The following is a 17,305-nucleotide window of genomic DNA, read 5'->3' as shown; positions in this document are numbered from 1 at the left end:
TCAATTTTAAAAATCATATAAAAGCCACCTTAAAAAACGTCTAATGAAAACTACCGACCTTAATCTGGTTCCAATCTTTGTCGCCATATTCGAAGAAAAAAACTTATCAAAAGCCGCCAAACGTTTATCAATAACTCAGCCAGCAGTTAGTAAGGCACTATCGAGATTAAGAGAAATATACGAAGATACTCTTTTCAATCGTACTCGTTCAGGTGTGGAACCCACTAGCTATGCGTCTACGCTCTACTCCGATATGGCAGCAATCATTGACAATTTTAATGCGACCTTATCCTCGACACATAACTCGTTTTCTCCAATTAATTCAAAAAGGTCATTTTCGATCGCTTGTATACATACAGTAGACTTTTTCCTTCTTCCTGAGTTATTTACTAGGATTCAACAACTAGCACCGGGCATTACTCTCACTATTCACCCTTTGACCTCTTCGGATTACGAAAACGACCTTAGCTTAGGTAACTACGACTTGATTATTGGGTTACGCCCGATAGGAAACACGATGTTAAAACACAAAGTCATTATGAGTGATAAGCTCAAAGCTTGTTGCAGAGTCAATCATCCTAGAATCGATGGATTTAATACCAACATGCAACAATTCTATACTGAACATCATGTTTCTATCACTCATGAGATAAACAGAGAAAATGTAATGTTGAATTCTGATATCGAAGCGCTCAATGCTCGTAAAATAGTTTATAAAGCATCTAGCTTCTTTGAGACACTTTCCTTAGTTGAGAAAACAGACTGCATCGCCCTTTTACCGTCATTTATGGAAAGTACTTGTAAGGACAAGTTTTCTATAAAAACATTCGACCTACCTTTTAATCTCAGCGATATAAATATGTCTTTGTATTGGCACCCACGTAAAAATGTAGACTCAGCTCATCAGTGGCTTAGAAATCAAATATATGCAACAGCTAAAAATTATAATTAGTGCATAGTTAATTTATATTTCATTATTTAATGCTCGTTTATCCATGAAGAATCATTAATTATTTAACATATAACCAATTTTCATATTTAAATTCATCATAATCCTCGCGTTTTATAGAAGTAACCTCAAAATCACAAGGCATTATAATGAGAAAAATGAACATTGGCTCACTTAAGATGTGCGCTTTGTCAGCAGCAATTTTGGTTGGCATCACTGGGTGTAATGATGATGACGATAGCACAAGCTCTGCACCGATTGACTTCACCAGTCCTATTACGACAACACAAGGCACCTTTGTTGACGCAGCTGTTGATGGTCTTTATTACACAGATCAACTCGTAAACAGCGGATTTACCGATAACGGTGGTCAATACAGCGCGATATCAAACACTACGCTGACCTTTTACTTGGGTGGTGAAGATGGGCTCAAAGTCGGTGCTGCATCTAACCGTGATGTTTTAAGCCCATTTGAAGCAACAGGTACTTACGAAAGAGCAGTAAACCTCGCTATTCTTCTTCAATCGGTCAATGTTGGCGACCAAGACTTAAATATCGTGTTACCCGAAACACTCTCGACGAACATCGGTGAAGCAACCATCAGTGCATTGCATAAAATCAACCTAGACGACCAAGACACGGTTATCACTTTCCTAGAAGATCATATGGGGATGAATGAAGCTGACATTGTAAGCGAAGATGACGCAGTTGCTCACATGAACAGTTCGTTAAAGGAATATAATGACCGCGGTGAAGATTCGTCAGTTCCAATGTTTCAGCGTGGTAGCGCTAACATCATTCGTGAAGTGAGTATCAATCAATATCAGTTGCATGAGTTGAATGATCATGACCCTCTTACAAATCAAAAGCAGTTTTATGTTCACGCTGACAAAACCATCGACGAAGAGACGTTTGATTTAGTTCGTAGTTCTGCACGCTGGGATTACAAACTCTCTGGCGACGCTATCGTTTTCCTTGAAGGTAACAACGACTCAGGTTTTAGTTCGGCTTGGGCTAGCCAATACTTAAGCTGTGTTGCGTCGACAGGTGACTCTCGTAAATTCACCGTTACCGATGATGATCAAACCAAATGCGACGGCCAAGACGCAACAACTGATGAGCGGTTCAACCTTGGAAGTCAATTCTCCTACAAGTTTAACAACCCAAATGAGAGTGAACCAGAAGAGAGCATGGACTATGACGATGAAGAGATAGAAAGCTATATGCCTTATGTTCTCGCTACTTCACAGTCTCAATTGAATTCTATGATTGAGACTGAGTTATATGATGATTCAAATAATAGAGACGGAACAGCGTGGCAATACAACATTTACTCACAGTCTTATGATGCTACGACTGAAGTACTAACCATTCTAGATAAGAAGTTCAACCTAGGTTCGGAGCAAGATAAATCAGCACCATCAGTTTCGAACAAAGGTGGCGTTAGTGAGAAAATTCGTTTCATCTATCAAATCGATGACCAAGAGACAGACCGCTACGTCAACTTTGTTGGTACGTGGGAGCACTTAGAAACATGTGAAAACGGCGTACAAGCACGTTCTGAGTATGTATTTGGTGAAAAGGACATCACTGTATCTGGCAAAGAGTGTACAGGTTCCACGCCAGTAGAGTTGGATGATGAGGGGCCTTATTCTTATGCTGACTTTTCTAACCTAGACTATTGGTGGTTCAACCAAACAGGGCGTACTTCAAAAGCGACGCTTAGTGAGCTGAATACTACTGTTCGCTTCTGTGACTCCAATAACTACGTAATGGGAACAGAATGCCCTCAAGGTAAAGAGTACTTTGTTAAATGGTCATACATGCCAGCAGGTAAAGACTGGGACCAGGGTGTTTTAACTCGCCGTAAAATGCTACCAACCGGCGAGTCAAAGAACGTATCTACATACCAAAAAATAAACTAACCTAATACTTGTGGGGCCGTATAGGCCTCACAATCACAACTCCTGATTGCTGCCTTAGTTTCTCATTCGACTAACTGTTCCCTTTGTAAAATCAAATACTCTGCTTCTTGCGCTTGCCTCCAACAATTGACTGTTACCTATTGAGTTGCAGTAAATATTAAAATACTGACCTAAGCTTCTATCTACACTGACCAAAAAAACTCATCTATATGGTGACCACTTATGAAAAAGCTAATACCTGCACTCGGTCTGTTTTGTACCCTCATTTCAGCGCCCTCTTTTTCAGAAACAGGCTACACGTTAGATCCAAAGTTATCGAACGTGACGTTCGCAACCATTAAGAAGCAGTTTGTTGTAGAACCCGCATCCATAAAGCCTTTATCCGGTGGGCTCACAGAAGATGGCCAGTTTTCTATTTTGTTAGATTTGAAAAGCCTGAGTACCGGAGTATCCATTCGCGACCAACGACTCAATGAGCTCTACTTCGAATCCATGAGTTTTCCTGAAGTGAAGATCTCCGGAAAGGTTGACCCTGCAATGCTATCTGGCGACCCGAAAAACACCACCATCGCTGCCGAAGTTACCTTGCATGGCGTTACTAAAACCATCGACTTCCCGGTTATGGTTGTTCCATCTGAAGGTTTTGTGATGGTCAATTCAACATCAACGATCATCGTCAATGGCGCTGATTTTGGGATATCGACAGAAAACCTCAACAAGCTTTCTGCAACCGTTGGCGGGCTAGCGATTTCCGACAAGGTTCCGTTAAGTTTCAATCTGATGTTCGACCAATAATCAACACCTCCCGCCCCACTTTTCTCTCAAACACAGGGCCATTTAGCTTAGTGTCTGAGAGAAGAATTTTTGATTGAGCATTCTGATTGCTAGGGTATTCGCTTGTTATGCGAATTAGATCGGCCACTCAATCAATTTCAAATGACTCGGAACGTTCGACAAAATAAGACATACTAGAGCCATCCATAACGCACATCCGAACTCTTATCTATGCAACCCAGTAACCTCAACGAACCGTTTACTCTTCCTAATGGTCAAGTCATCAAAAACCGCCTGTTTAAATCAGCAATGAGCGAACAACTTGGCGACAAGCAACACAACCCTAAAGCTGGGCTAGCGACCTTGTACCAACGTTGGGCAAAAGGCGGCATTGGTTTGTCTATGACAGGAAACGTAATGGTGGATAGGAATGCGCTGGGTGAACCAAAGAACGTAGTTTTAGATGAACACAGTAACCTCTCTAAGTTTCAAGCTTGGGCAAGTGCTGGAAAGCAAAATGGCTCACAGATTTGGATGCAGTTAAACCACCCAGGAAAACAGATCCCAAAATTCCTGTGTGATAAGCCTGTCGCTCCTTCTGCTATCTCATTAGAACGCGGACTAGAGAAAGGCTTCAATACCCCGCGAGCACTGACTGATTCAGAAGTCCATGAAGTGATTGGCAAGTTTGCCTTAAGCGCTAAACTGGCAAAACAAGCCGGCTTTACTGGCGTACAAATTCACGGTGCTCATGGCTACCTTGTCAGCCAATTTTTATCTTCAAGACACAACCAGAGAAATGATAAATGGGGCGGTTCGTTAGATAACCGACTTCGCTTCGTGCTCGAACTGTATCGCTCCATTCGTGCAGAAGTTGGTGAAGGTTTTCCTGTCGGGATAAAACTCAACAGCGCAGACTTCATGAAAGGTGGCTTTACCGAAGAAGAATCAATGCACGTCGTTCAAGCGCTTAGCCATGAAGGCATCGACCTGATTGAAATCTCAGGTGGTACATATGAGAGCCCTTCGATGATGGGCTCTAAGAACAAAAACGAACCTGTTAAAGCCAGCACAGCGAAACGTGAAGCGTATTTCTTGGATTACATGGTCAAAGTAAGAAAACTGGTTAGCACTCCTTTGGTGGTGACTGGTGGCTTTAGAACCGCACCGGCAATGAACGAAGCGTTGCAAACATCCGCCACCGACTTTATTGGTATTGCTCGCACCATGGCGGTAGATCCAGACTTTCCAAACAAACTCATTGAAAACCCAAGCCATGGAATGCCGTTAGATGTGCCAACCACAGGAAAACCGGCACTGGATAAAGTAGCCATGGTTGGACTGGTTTGGTACGAGCATCAAATGTGGCGAATTGCCGCAGGTAAAAATGCAGATCCGAAACTGAGTGCTCTTGGCGTGGTGATTAAAACGATTTTGAGTGCAGGTTGGCATGCCTTCAAAAAACGTAGGGCATAACGCGTTCCTTCAAGCAACTGAGGAACCTGACATTCAAAAATATGCTGTTGGTGTCACATGTCGTTACATAGCATGACCCCTTAAGGCTTTACATCTTGGGCGAGGTAAACAACAATCCCTGAGAATAAATCCATAACATAATGTATTTAGAAATTATGAGTAATACAGAAAACAAAAAATCGAGCCCTCTTTTCGAAGTCGTTTTTAACGTCTTTCTCCCTTCATTCATCCTAATGAAGTTCAGTGGAGAAGAGCACCTCGGAACTGGCTTAGCTCTGCTTGTCGCACTCGCCTTCCCTATCGCTTACGGTGGTATGGAGCTTATCCGCAACAAGAAATTTAACTTCATCGCCGCGCTTGGCTTTGTCAGCGTACTTTTAACGGGCGGCATTGGTTTTTTCGAATTGGACACGAGTTGGTTAGCACTAAAAGAAGCACTAATCCCTGGCTTAATAGGCTTGGCGGTACTTGGTTCTACCTTTACTCGCTACCCATTTATCCAAAAAGTAATCTTTACGCCTGCACTGTTAAACATCTCTCTGATTGAAGAGCGTTTAAGACAGTTTGGTAATCAAGCTAAGTTTGACCGTTGCCTAATGACATCAAATTACATGTTCGCTAGCACATTCGCTTTCTCATCTGCGATGAACTACTTCCTAGCGACTTGGATTGTAACCAGCCCTGCCGGCACTGCAGCTTTCAATGAAGAGCTTGGTAAACTGACACTTTACAGCTACCCAGCGATCGCGATCCCTAGCCTGCTTATGATGCTCGGTATTTTCTACTACATCTGGCGTCAGGTTCGTGACATGACATCGCTAGAAACAGAGCAGATATTTATCACTAAGTAACTGTTACTGATTTCGAACAAAAACGCATACTAAAAGCCCAGCACATACGCTGGGCTTTTTGTTTTTGTGCTCGCACCAAGGCGCCTGTTAGGCATTACCTTTGATTGATCAAATGAATCACATCTAAAATTAGAGGCCGCTTTTCTCAAGTTTTCGTGAGTAACTGACTTTAAATCCATAATAATCAATGAATTCCATTGATTGAACCGACAGATGCTTTTATAGTCGATTTTGTTGGTTACTTTACAAAGCCCTACCCAATCACTGACATTATTTCAGTTGCGATTGATAAGATCACATCAGCTAGGTGCTAAAGGTAGACGCCAGCCGTACTCAATAAGGAATATAGATTATGAACAAATCTCAATTAGTTGAACACATCGCGACTTCTGCAGACATCTCAAAAGACCAAGCAGGCTCAGCATTAAATGCTCTCGTTGAAGGTATTTCTACAACGCTTGCGAACGGTGATGATGTGTCCATCCTTGGATTTGGCAGTTTTAAAGTGAACACTCGTGCTGCACGCACAGGTCGTAACCCACGAACTGGAGAAGAGATTCAAATTTCAGCATCAAAGACGCCAGCATTTAAAGCAGGTAAAGCTTTAAAAGAGGCATGCAACCTTTAACACAGCAAAACAACAAGGAAAGTTACGATGACTACGCCAAAGGAAAAAGCGAAAACCAGTCGCAGTAAGAAAGCAGGCAAGTCAACGAAAGCACAAGCCGAAGGGCCGAAGGCTCGCCAACGCATTGAAGAGCTTCTCGAAGAACGCGAATTGGCGAAACTGTTAGAGTTATAGTTATAGTTATAGTTATAGTTATAGTTATAGTTTATATAAGAACTAAAGTTTATGCTTGAGCAAAGTATAGATTGTTAGCGTTCAAATGCCACTGCAGCCCTGTAGTGGCGTTGTTTAACAGTCCCGATCAAATTAAATTTTCTGATTTCTCACATATACGACTAAAGCACTGAATATAGCCTGTCATAGTATCTTAACGAGGTCATCAATGATGATTTCACTAGGACTGATTTCAAGAGCTTGTCTGGGGCGACGATAATCAGCGTAGTTTTCTATAAAGTCATTAATAACGTTGTATTTGAAATATGAAAGAACCGCGTTTTCACCAAGCCCATCCCTTCTCTCCGTTTCATTTCGGATAATTAAGCATGGAATTCCCAGAAATGCACACTCTTCTTGGTTACTACCACCATCAGTAACCATAAATTCGGCATTTAAGATAAGGTCATTAAATTGCAAAAAAGTCTTTCTAGGAATCAATTCCAATCTGTTATTTTTTTCCAACGAATTATACAAGTCATGCTTCTTTAGAGCCTCTCGTGTTGGAGGGTGCAGAATAAACTTTACCTCAATGAACGTGGTGATTTTCTCTATAATCTCAACAATCTTCTCTAGACCATCGCGACTTGAGATGGTTTCAAATCGATGAAGCGACACAATAGCAAAACGCTTTTTATGGGTAGAATCCACATTAATCGAACGCTCATTGATTTCACTGGCTAGTCGAATCGTGTCCACAATCGAATTGCCCTCTGTATTGACTACATGCTTATTATGATTTTGCACATTCGCGACAGAAACAGAGTCTTGGCAATAAAAAATATCAACAAGACCTAGTTTAGCCGTGATGACTCGAGTCAACTCTTCAGGGAAAGGCTTTAAGAGGTTGAAGGAACGAAGCCCAGCTTCAACTGAAGCCACTCTTAGTTTTTGAGACTTGGCCAAGATAGCACCCAACAATAAGGGAGGGGCATCTCCGTGTATAAGCACAACCCCTTTTTGATCACCCTTAAATACCTTTCGCTTGTCCTTAATTCCCACCCATAGAACCTTAATAGACCAACATAACATCTGAAGACTGCGAACAATATCTTGCCCTTCATCACCTAATATGTAGTCGGGATCTTTGATTCCGAACTCTTGTAATATTTCGAATATTGTTTCTCGATGCTGAGCCATAAAGATGAAGTTGTATTCAATACCTTGATCTTGCAACTTCCTCATAATTGGAAGCATTTTTATGAGTTGAGCACGAGTACCAATTAAAATATGTACCATCCGTAGTACCATCAAAACATTGTGATTTGATACATTTATCTTAGTGCAATAGTAGATAAACCGTTAACAAAATGCATATATCATTCACTTCTAGAACAGTAATGACGACTAAAGCGACTATAGTTACGAAAACAAACCAGAGCAGTCAGATCGAATAGATAAGAATTAATCGCATTAAGGTAACAGAATATGTTTGTTCATCCCGAGAGAAAACATCATTCAATACTCACTGAAAGAGCATCGTTTAATGACAAATTCATTCTGTTTTCTTTGATACTCCTAGCAATAGTTTTTCGCCTACACAACGTATTAAACTATGAGGTTAACTGGGATGAATTCTACTACTTATCGTTTGTTCACCAGTTTTTATCCGGCGAAACTATAAGCAGCTTTCAGACATTACATGTGCACTTTTTTAGTTGGTTAAGGTGGGTGTCTGAAAATGAAGTAAAACAAATCATAGCTGCTCGCAGTGTGATGCTGTGTCTTCAAGTAGCAACCGGTTTTTTTCTATTTAGAATTTGTCGAAACTATTTTACCTACTCTGCATCTTTATTTGCTGTATTAGCTTACTTTTCCTTTTCATTTGTCATTCGAATGGGGGCGAGTTTTCGGGCTGATCCTATTGCTACGTTTTGTTTGATGGCTAGTTTAGATTATGTTTTAAGAGTGGAATATTCTCTAAGGCAGTCTTTGGTTGCTTCGGTGCTCACAGCAGTAGCATTCTTAGTTACATTAAAGTCGGTGTTCTACCTGCCTACTTTAGCCCTAATTGCTTTACTTTCAATTCTCCGCTCATCAGATAGACGTCGAACTATTATTCGCTATGTTCGATATCTAATATTCAGCGCTCTTGCGTTCAGTATGCTCTACTTTTGGCACTCCAACAGTATTGTTAACACCACTAACCATGACATTGTCGCGATGATTGATGGTGCTGATAAAACATTAAATCATAAAATCTTCTTTCCTAGGCTTAGTTATTTTATATATACATTGGGCACAGATATGGGATTCTGGTTTACCTTATCTTGTGGCGTTTTCTATTATCTGAAATCCATCAATAAGAAAACCAATATTGATACAAAGATAGAAAAACTTAAACTCATAAGCCTAATTATCCCATTGACTTCATTACTTATTTACCGAAATGCATTTCCATATTTTTACTCATTCATGCTAGCACCAGTCTGTGTTTTCTGTGGTGTTGCTTGGGATCAATGGAGTCAGCAAAAAAATAGAAAAACGTACATTAGCATCGGTCGCGGTATTCTTCTTTTATTTATAGCTAATATTGTTATCCAAAATATTTATCAACCATACGTTAGAAATCTAGATTATCAACATAAGTTATTGGAAGTTGTACACAAAATGTTCCCAAAACCTGTCGCTTATATAGATAGATGCTCCATGGTTTCATCATACCCACAAAAGGGTTTTTTTATGAGCTCGTGGGGAATGGAAAACTACTGGTTGGTAGAACAACCTATACTTGAACTTGCTATTGAAAATCACGAGCCTATATTTTTGATTATAAATTCTGAATACCTAGAATTTGTTCGTGAAGATAACCCTATAGAGACGGAGTATTCACCTCTTCTAGGGAGAGATATACTTGCTATAGAAAACAATTACATACCTCATTGGAACGAAATTTATGTCGCTGGTAAAGTTTTAGTTCTAACTCAAGAGAATACGAGCTTGACGTTCAAGTTAAATATAGCTGGTGACTACACGTTAGAGTCAAGTTCGAAGGTCATGATTAATAGCCAAACCGTTAGCCCCAAAGAAACAATTGCTTTATCAAAAGGAGAACACACACTCCAAGCTTCAGAGGAACCCGGAGTGTATACCCTCCGTTGGGGCAAAAACTTGTATAGACCTGTGGAATTCGAGCGAAATTTGCGAATATTCAACGGGTTTTAATACATAAAATCATAGAGGTGGCATGATTGAAGCTTATTATTCAAATTCCCTGCTTTAACGAAGCAAATAACCTCGAATCAGTTATCGATGATTTACCATCTAAAATTTCGGGTATCGACAATATAGAGATACTTGTCATAGATGACGGTTCTACTGATGGGACAGTAGCTTTAGCGAAAAGGTTGGGTGTCCAGCATATAGTAAGTAGCAACAAGAATAAGGGGTTAGCCCACACTTTTCACCTTGGTTTGGAAGCATGTATCAAACATAAGGCCGATATCATTGTGAATACTGATGGAGACAACCAATATAACGGTTTAGACATTCCTAAATTAGTCGAACCTATACTAGCTAATAGAGCTGATATCGTTGTCGGAGACAGAGGTGGGTATAACAATAAACATTTCTCCTTCTTCAAGCGTACTCTTCAAGTCTTTGGCAGCTACATTATTTCAAAAGCAACAGGCTTGGATGTAAAAGATTCGGTAAGCGGTTTTCGAGCCATATCAAGGTCGGCTGCTCAGCAAATAAACATAGTATCCGAGTTCAGTTACACTATTGAAATGCTCATACAAGCTAGTGCAAAAAAGCTCAATGTAATATCTATTCCAATACGAACTAACAAAAAAACACGAGAATCTAGACTCTTTTCGAGCATCCCACACTTTTTAAGAATGTCTATTTCTACGTTAATTCGCATCTACACAATGTACAAACCATTACGCGTTTTCTTTGTTGTCGGTAGCATCATGACCGTGGCGGGCCTAATGCCAATTGTTCGTTTCCTATACTTCTTTATGATTGGTTCAGGAGATGGACACATCCAATCATTACTACTTGGGAGTACATTATTAATCCTTGGTTTTCTCACCTTAATTGTCGGGTTCGTTGCAGATCTAGTAAGCTTTAATCGTAAGTTAATGGAAAAGTTGCTTTATCGAATTGAAAAACTCGAGGAGAGGTTAGCGAATGACGAATCAAAAATGCCAAAATAATTTAGTCGGAATAATCTTTACGTGATAAATATACGAGAACAGACAAAGAAATTAGGCTGGCTTCTGTCAACCTTACTCATTATCTGGTTCGTTTATCAATCCTTTACCAAGCTATCAATCTGGCATTCCGTGGATTGGAATTATGACTTATTACTTGTGCTAATAGGAAGTATTCTTCTTTATTGTTTAACTACAATGAATGGTGGATTGGTTAGTTACTACCTTCTAAGGTAGATAGGAGGGCCTAAGGGTAGTGCCACTCAGGTTGTTTCAATATATCTCATTGCCCAACTAGCAAAATACTTACCTAGCAACGTAGCCCACAATGAGAACGACTTCATCGAAGTATCATCGACACAAGCAACAGTAATAGTACTAGTGTTAACTGGAGTTTCCATTTTTTGGGGACCAGTAATTTTCAGACACTGGTTTAATCGAATTGGTTCTTGGTTTTTACTTAGGCAAGAGACTGAACCAAGGGTTAACCTCAAACTCCCTACACTACCGATTGTCACCGCAAGTTTAGTTACTTACTTTTTTAATCATTTGATATTGGGTGCAATAATATATTTACTCGGTGCAATACTATTCGATCTTTGGGCTTCCGATATCTTAACGCTAGGCAGTATTTTTGCGGTCGCTTGGATTGTAGGCTTCTTTACTCCTGGTTCTCCCGCTGGTATAGGTGTACGGGAGTTCGTTCTGCTCAGCTTACTTCACCCCATTTACGGTCCTGACGCTTCCTTAGCTATAACAATGGTTTTGCGTCTAACAACGATCTCCGGCGATACTGTCACTTGGCTCGTTGGTTACTTTCTGTGGTCACGGTCTGATACAAAGACGACGACATATGATTAATCTATATCGAGTACAGTTAAGCTCCTCTCTAGCATATCCAATTCCTCATAGACCTGATTCTAACTACGTCAATAGAACAAGATCTATCCACTAAGTAACTGACTCAATTACATTGCTATACATACCCATACATACCCAAAAGACACTTTTCATTATCATCATCTCCCTTGTTATTTGTGAGAAGAAAGGAAGCTGTTCGCGGCACTGATGTGTTTGTGTTGTGCTTCTCTGTTGAGGTGATTATGAATGTAGTTCGCATGGGAATTGACGCTAATGTCCATAAGAATAAGGGAAAGTACAAAGCGATAATTAAGTTCGCTGCTCGTGCACTGTTTTATTATTCAGATACTAAAAAAATGAATGAAAATTTCAGCTCTGTCGAAAGAAAACTCTTATTTAAAAAGCAGCCAAATTTCCTATCTAAGTTTGTCACCCCTTACTTGTGTACTGACTTCAGTAAACAAGAAAAAATCGAAATACTATCAAAGCATTATGATTGGTTCGAAGACAGGTTCACGACAGAAGCTCGCCATCAAATATATAACGAAAGGCTTAACCTTCTAGAGCTAGAAATCGGCGAGCAAACCTACTTGCTAAACCTCAGTTTTGAAAGAAATTCGAGAAAAGAAGGCGAGCTCACTCTCTCCCTTACTGACTCCATGTTGAACAAAATGTACACCATATCATTCTCTGTTTTTAACAATGATATCTACATTGGTGGCGTTCAAGGCGGAGCAAATGACAATGGTTTCAGCCGTGCATTCACAAAGGCATTTTATGGTTTAAGACCGAAGTCCTTTATGGTCGAAACCATTCGATTAATGGCGACCAGTTTAGGCATTAATCACATCTATGCGGTCAACGAAACGGGACATGTTTCGAATTCATTACGCTATGGGAAGAAAGGAAAAGAGATAAGTCTTAAATACAATTGTTTGTGGGAAGAGCACGACGGACAGCAACATGACAAATGTTTTTATGCCCTGCCTATCCAGTCAACAAGAAAGGACCTTGAGGCACTTAAACGTCAGAAACGAAAGCTATATCGTGAGCGCTACGCTTGGTTAGACCTATATGAACAAGATCTACATAACGTAATCAGTCAGCGCACTAATGGTTCTTATGTGCCACCAATTGAACTAGCAAAAGCTAGCTGATTTAATTCTGTTAGATAGAAACGAGGCCTCGCAATCGCGGGGCCTAATGCTTCGTTCCAGACTCAAGTTACCACTCCAAAATAACCCACTTCCAAAAACGAAATTTTAGCTTACTGGCTTTTGACTGATATCGCGTTGACGGTTAGGCTGGAGAAGCGCATGCTTTTATTTCCAAGCAGAACCGTTCTTGGTTGCGTTAATAACTTAAGCCGCCGATAACTTGTTCTGTGTAACGCATCTCATTGAAAGGCTGGTCACATGAATAAAGTTATTATGTTAGTTATGGGGTTGTTGTTTACCAGTCGATTGTTTGCCAGTATTGTGCCGCACGTTAGCCAACTTGAGCATGACGCGCCCATCCTCCTTCGCTCTGCGCTTATCGTTGGTGTTGCGTCTTATGCCGTTTGGACAGCATTCAAATACTTCAAGAAAAACAAAGCTTCAAGTTCTGACCAGTTGTAACGATCAATACCCAAAAACCTCAAAGCCTGTCACTGGTGTCGATTACTTATCCGCAAAGTATTCGACTAGTATTTTACGCCACTTCCTAGACTCCCGAATTTGCAGCAGTGCGCGATTTATCTCTTCTTCATACGGGTTATTTTCCGTGATGATGAAACCATAGTTTTGTTTCTCTAACTGGTATGGCAACACCTCTAAGTCTTCAAATTGCCCGCTCATTCTGCCATTACCTATCATATATTTGAGCACCACATCATCAGCTACAATGGCGTCTACCTCGCCTTCCTCTAAAGCAGCCAATAGCCTTGGCATATCGATATAGTTCTCGTGTCTGATACCGAAGCTCGTCAATAACAAAGAGGATGTAGTCGCGACCTTGGCACCCACTTTGACATTCGCAAGGTCATTAATACCTTTGATCTGTGAAGAGCCTTGACTGAGTGTAAGTTTACTCGCTAACACAGCGGTAATACTGGCGATAAAAAGCATACTGAATACGCCAATAAACACCGTCGCGATTCGCCCTGTTAAGCTCTTAAATTCAAAGTAATTGAAGGGACCTCGGGTAATGAAAAGCAAACCGAGAATAAAGCTCTCTAGCCATCGCCCCGTGCGGCTTTTCATGGAGTAGAGCTTTTCGTTTTCTCCATGTTCCAATGCATAGAAGAATGCGCCAATCGCTCCAGCGACAAAGACGATCACTCCAATAATGAGCCACAACGCAGGGTTCAAGAATATCGAATGTAACGTCTCTAAGTAGCCTTTTTTCTTCACTGCGATAGCAAGGTGGGTTTCGTAGAATGAGTGTGAGAAGTCGGCGAACAGTTCGCGTTCTGGCGTGATTGAAATGCAAGAGACACCAATATCGATTTGCCCCGCTTCAATGGAGCTGAGTAAGTCATCGAGAGGGTGATTTTCTACCGTGAACTCAACGCCCATGTTTTGGGCGATCTTCTCCCACAGCTCAATGCTAAGTCCATCCCACTCATTATCTATTGAGCCAATAACAAAAGGAGGACAAGGGTAAACGCCAACTTTAAGCGGAGCAGACGAAGCAAAAGTGCTGAAAAATGGAATAAGTAAAATGACTGAAAGAGCACAATATCGAAGTGTCGATTTAACGAATTTTTGCATCAGCAGCCCTCCAGAAAAAGGCAGCGATGAATTGAATCGAGTGCAAAGGTTCGCCTAGCGAACACACCTTAGCGTCCTCAAAAGTGAATAGAGTTTATGATAAATTCAATGCTGCCCTAGCTTTAATAGTTGTTACTTTAACTATAGAGAACCCTAATTATTCTGCAATAATGTTGGGCTGCAAACCTAAGACATAAACTGACTTTGTGCCGATGAACACAGCTTCCCATTCTGAGTGATTTTGCTCTCTAAGAAGTGAATATTGCGTCTGCTTTTGACCCATTGAGCGCGAACTTCCAACTCTTGACCAATGGCGATTGGATGATGAAAGCGAGACGTTAAACTCACCGTCATCGCATTGATACTATTTTGGAACAAACAATGCAGCATCGCGCTGTCGTGTAATGTGGTAACAATACCGCCCTGCATGATGCCATCGTAGCCCTCGACTTTATCTGTTGGTACAATCTTGGCGAAAGCTTCGTACTTAATTAAAGTTTCATACTTGGCTTTAGCTTCATATTGAGAGAAAGCTTCACGCGCGGCAACGGCTTCAAAACAAATGGGGCTGTCTGCGAAAAAACCTTGGCTGCACACTTGGCAACGGCGATGATTGTGAGGAATGAAAACCTTCATACTTTCCCTTATTCCTTTTTACCCTTAGATTCTTAGAGATTGATATGGCTCGACCAAAAAAACATCGCCAATTATGTACCCGTGCGGCTTACTCTTGTTTCAAACCTAATGGTGTTCCTATGGATGAGCTTCATAAGGAGGAACTGCTATTAGAAGAGTTGGAAGCCTTGCGCTTGGCGGATCAAGAAGGCCTAAGCCAACTTGAAGCCGCCGAGCAGATGCAGGTGTCTCGCCAAACGTTCGGCAACATCATTAAACGAGCACGAACCAAAGTCGCTAAGTGCATCGTCAACGGCCATGCGTTAGTGATTCAAGGCTCATAGTCCGAAGCTTTAACTTTGCTTGTCGAAAAGGCTCTCAAAGAACATTAATGTGATGGCTCAGTAATCTGATACAGCTTTCGGCTTTGCCCCTCGCACACATCCTTGCAATTGCATTCGCGCTCGATGTCTAACTGCGCGAGTCCTCCACAGCTGCCTTTGATTGGCTTACGTGAAAAAATCACGCCTATCGCCATTAACGCAACGACTCCAACAAAAGCCACTAGTGTGAATAAGAAGGTCATTTACGAACACCTCGAATTACACTGAACCTATTCAACTGAGGCGTGAGAATCGACGTTTCTTTCTTGTGCCCTCTCTCGCCGCACGTTTTCTTGCTGCACCCGCTATTTCTTGACTCTCGACCATAATCAAGATCGGTGACTTCTTGCAGATTGTTGAAGTCCAAAGTCGCCACTTCCGCCTTTCCTTTAGACGCAAAAACACGAATATCGTTGTTGAACAAGTGCGCCAACATCTTCTTTCCAATGTGTCGAACTACCACAGCCTGCACATCGTAAGATTTAACGACAGACATCCATTGTTTCTTCTTATTGCACGGGCTATCTGACTCAATCAAAGGGATAAGATGCTTGATTTGTTGTCGCTCATCGACAATAGCTATCTCAGGAGAACGAGCAAAATGGTTGCCGACATGAAGGTCGCGGCAAGGTACTGCGTATAACATGGTAACTTCCTGTTATTGATGATCAGGAGTTCAGAATACGCCTCATTATTAGCATATGCCAATAACTATCGTGTGAAAAATTAGATTTACCGTTTGTAGAGATCTTGATAGCAAGTATGCGAAATCTGATTAAACAATAGGTTTCAATTGAATGCAGCGGTTAAACTCTGCACAATCACTCAGTATGGAGACTTGACACGCACGATAAGGAAATCACTATCTCATCAACGATTCTTTGGATGATAGGCACTCTGATGTCATTCAGTTTGATGGCCATTGGAGCACGAGAGCTCAGCGGTAACATCAGTACTTATCAAGTGTTGTTAGTAAGAAGCGTCATTGGTTTATGCGTGGTGTCATTTCTGATCATCGCGGCCAAGCAAAAGGGACTGTTTTCAACACAGCGACTCAGCTTACATAGCCTGCGTAATGTCTTTCACTTTGGAGGGCAGTTTGGCTGGTTTGTTGGAATTGGATTACTTCCCCTGTCGGAAGTGTTCGCGCTTGAATTCACCGTCCCACTTTGGACAGCTCTCTTGGCAAGTCTCTTTCTGGGTGAAAGCCTGACACTTAAGAAAATGATGGCTATCGCATTAGGGTTACTCGGCGTTGTCATCATTGTTCAACCGACCCAAGATGTCATGAATGCCGGTGCTATTGTCGTGTTGTGTGCGGCATTTTGTTACGCGGTCGCGCATACGTCGACCAAATCATTAGCCAGCACCGAGGCTCCGCTGACCATCCTGTTTTACATGTGTTTAATCCAACTGCCGATTGGCTTGATTCTGTCTTGGCAAGTATGGAAAACCCCTTCAGTACTTGAATCAGCTTGGCTGTTACTCGTCGCCCTGTCTGCACTCTCCGCTCACTATTGTTTGACCAAAGCCATGAAGAACGCTGAAGTAACTCTTGTGATGATACTCGATTTTTTCAGACTTCCTGTGATCGCAGTAGTCGGAATTGTGCTTTATGACGAACCACTGACCTTCGCGCTAATCATTGGTGGTGTGGTGATGCTGATCGGTAACCTACTCGTTACCTACAAGGGTCGTCGTCGGCCTTCGTAGCCAATAA

General features: G+C 41.4%; 18 protein-coding genes. 13 read left to right on the top strand and 5 right to left on the bottom strand.

All coding sequences use genetic code 11. From position 1 onward, the window contains the following. Positions 1 to 43: 43 nt before the first annotated feature. The 7 genes from L1D37_RS08855 (at position 44) to L1D37_RS08825 (ending at position 6,777) form a co-directional block, all read left to right on the top strand. Positions 44 to 952: a LysR family transcriptional regulator gene (locus L1D37_RS08855; protein ID WP_239847649.1), complete on the top strand. Its 909-nt coding sequence runs from the start codon at positions 44 to 46 to the stop codon at positions 950 to 952. Between the two features lie 146 nt (positions 953 to 1,098). Further along, positions 1,099 to 2,874: a hypothetical protein gene (locus tag L1D37_RS08850; RefSeq protein ID WP_239847648.1), complete on the top strand. Its 1,776-nt coding sequence runs from the start codon at positions 1,099 to 1,101 to the stop codon at positions 2,872 to 2,874. Positions 2,875 to 3,096: 222 nt separating this feature from the next. Continuing rightward, positions 3,097 to 3,669, top strand: a complete 573-nt coding sequence (locus tag L1D37_RS08845) for a YceI family protein (protein ID WP_239847647.1) — start codon at positions 3,097 to 3,099, stop codon at positions 3,667 to 3,669. A 210-nt stretch (positions 3,670 to 3,879) separates the two neighbouring features. After that, on the top strand, positions 3,880 to 5,124 hold the full coding sequence (locus tag L1D37_RS08840; RefSeq protein WP_239847646.1) for an NADH:flavin oxidoreductase/NADH oxidase family protein: 1,245 nt from the start codon (positions 3,880 to 3,882) through the stop codon (positions 5,122 to 5,124). Between the two features lie 155 nt (positions 5,125 to 5,279). Beyond that, on the top strand, positions 5,280 to 5,975 hold the full coding sequence (locus L1D37_RS08835; protein WP_239847645.1) for a VC0807 family protein: 696 nt from the start codon (positions 5,280 to 5,282) through the stop codon (positions 5,973 to 5,975). Between the two features lie 352 nt (positions 5,976 to 6,327). Next, positions 6,328 to 6,603 (top strand): HU family DNA-binding protein, encoded by a 276-nt coding sequence (locus L1D37_RS08830; RefSeq protein ID WP_017632873.1) that lies wholly within the window; start codon positions 6,328 to 6,330, stop codon positions 6,601 to 6,603. 27 nt (positions 6,604 to 6,630) lie between these two features. Beyond that, positions 6,631 to 6,777 carry a hypothetical protein gene (locus L1D37_RS08825; RefSeq protein WP_017632874.1) on the top strand — a complete coding sequence of 49 codons (147 nt, stop codon included), beginning with the start codon at positions 6,631 to 6,633 and terminating at the stop codon, positions 6,775 to 6,777. A gap of 183 nt (positions 6,778 to 6,960) precedes the next feature. On the opposite strand, the gene L1D37_RS08820 is transcribed toward L1D37_RS08825, so the two are convergent. Further along, on the bottom strand, positions 6,961 to 8,055 hold the full coding sequence (locus tag L1D37_RS08820) for a UDP-N-acetylglucosamine 2-epimerase (RefSeq protein ID WP_239847644.1): 1,095 nt from the start codon (positions 8,053 to 8,055) through the stop codon (positions 6,961 to 6,963). Between the two features lie 432 nt (positions 8,056 to 8,487). On the opposite strand from L1D37_RS08820, the gene L1D37_RS08815 reads away from it, so the two are divergent. From L1D37_RS08815 to L1D37_RS08800, 4 genes are all read left to right on the top strand, one after another. Beyond that, a complete protein-coding gene (locus L1D37_RS08815; RefSeq protein ID WP_239847643.1) occupies positions 8,488 to 9,981 on the top strand; it encodes a hypothetical protein in 1,494 nt (497 codons plus the stop codon). 26 nt (positions 9,982 to 10,007) lie between these two features. Further along, positions 10,008 to 10,976, top strand: a complete 969-nt coding sequence (locus tag L1D37_RS08810; RefSeq protein WP_239847642.1) for a glycosyltransferase family 2 protein — start codon at positions 10,008 to 10,010, stop codon at positions 10,974 to 10,976. Between the two features lie 1,100 nt (positions 10,977 to 12,076). Further along, positions 12,077 to 12,991 (top strand): VirK/YbjX family protein, encoded by a 915-nt coding sequence (locus L1D37_RS08805; RefSeq protein ID WP_239847641.1) that lies wholly within the window; start codon positions 12,077 to 12,079, stop codon positions 12,989 to 12,991. A gap of 258 nt (positions 12,992 to 13,249) precedes the next feature. Beyond that, positions 13,250 to 13,453 carry a hypothetical protein gene (locus L1D37_RS08800; RefSeq protein ID WP_239847640.1) on the top strand — a complete coding sequence of 68 codons (204 nt, stop codon included), beginning with the start codon at positions 13,250 to 13,252 and terminating at the stop codon, positions 13,451 to 13,453. Positions 13,454 to 13,495: 42 nt separating this feature from the next. On the opposite strand, the gene L1D37_RS08795 is transcribed toward L1D37_RS08800, so the two are convergent. Continuing rightward, a complete protein-coding gene (locus L1D37_RS08795) occupies positions 13,496 to 14,587 on the bottom strand; it encodes a transporter substrate-binding domain-containing protein (protein WP_239847639.1) in 1,092 nt (363 codons plus the stop codon). Between the two features lie 186 nt (positions 14,588 to 14,773). Beyond that, entirely contained in the window at positions 14,774 to 15,223 is a 450-nt protein-coding gene (locus L1D37_RS08790; RefSeq protein ID WP_239847638.1) for a PaaI family thioesterase, read from the bottom strand. 44 nt (positions 15,224 to 15,267) lie between these two features. Here L1D37_RS08790 and L1D37_RS08785 point away from each other — a divergent pair, with 44 nt between their 5' ends. Next, complete coding sequence (locus L1D37_RS08785; RefSeq protein WP_017096978.1) at positions 15,268 to 15,546, top strand: DUF134 domain-containing protein; 279 nt, start codon at positions 15,268 to 15,270, stop codon at positions 15,544 to 15,546. Between the two features lie 44 nt (positions 15,547 to 15,590). On the opposite strand, the gene nqrM is transcribed toward L1D37_RS08785, so the two are convergent. Both nqrM and L1D37_RS08775 read right to left on the bottom strand, forming a co-directional pair. Further along, on the bottom strand, positions 15,591 to 15,788 hold the full coding sequence (nqrM, locus tag L1D37_RS08780; RefSeq protein ID WP_239847637.1) for a (Na+)-NQR maturation NqrM: 198 nt from the start codon (positions 15,786 to 15,788) through the stop codon (positions 15,591 to 15,593). Continuing rightward, positions 15,785 to 16,231: a NifB/NifX family molybdenum-iron cluster-binding protein gene (locus L1D37_RS08775; protein ID WP_239847636.1), complete on the bottom strand. Its 447-nt coding sequence runs from the start codon at positions 16,229 to 16,231 to the stop codon at positions 15,785 to 15,787. The genes nqrM and L1D37_RS08775 overlap by 4 nt, the downstream gene beginning before the upstream one ends. Before the next feature lie 239 nt (positions 16,232 to 16,470). On the opposite strand from L1D37_RS08775, the gene L1D37_RS08770 reads away from it, so the two are divergent. Then, positions 16,471 to 17,298, top strand: coding sequence for a DMT family transporter (locus L1D37_RS08770; protein WP_239847635.1), 828 nt, complete (start codon positions 16,471 to 16,473; stop codon positions 17,296 to 17,298). Positions 17,299 to 17,305 lie beyond the last annotated feature (7 nt).

Origin of the sequence: Vibrio sp. Isolate33 (assembly GCF_022397895.1) — a bacterium.
GTDB lineage: Bacteria > Pseudomonadota > Gammaproteobacteria > Enterobacterales > Vibrionaceae > Vibrio > Vibrio pomeroyi.
The sequence above is the reverse complement of the archived record's forward strand: the minus strand, read 5'-3'. Positions and strand labels throughout refer to the sequence as shown.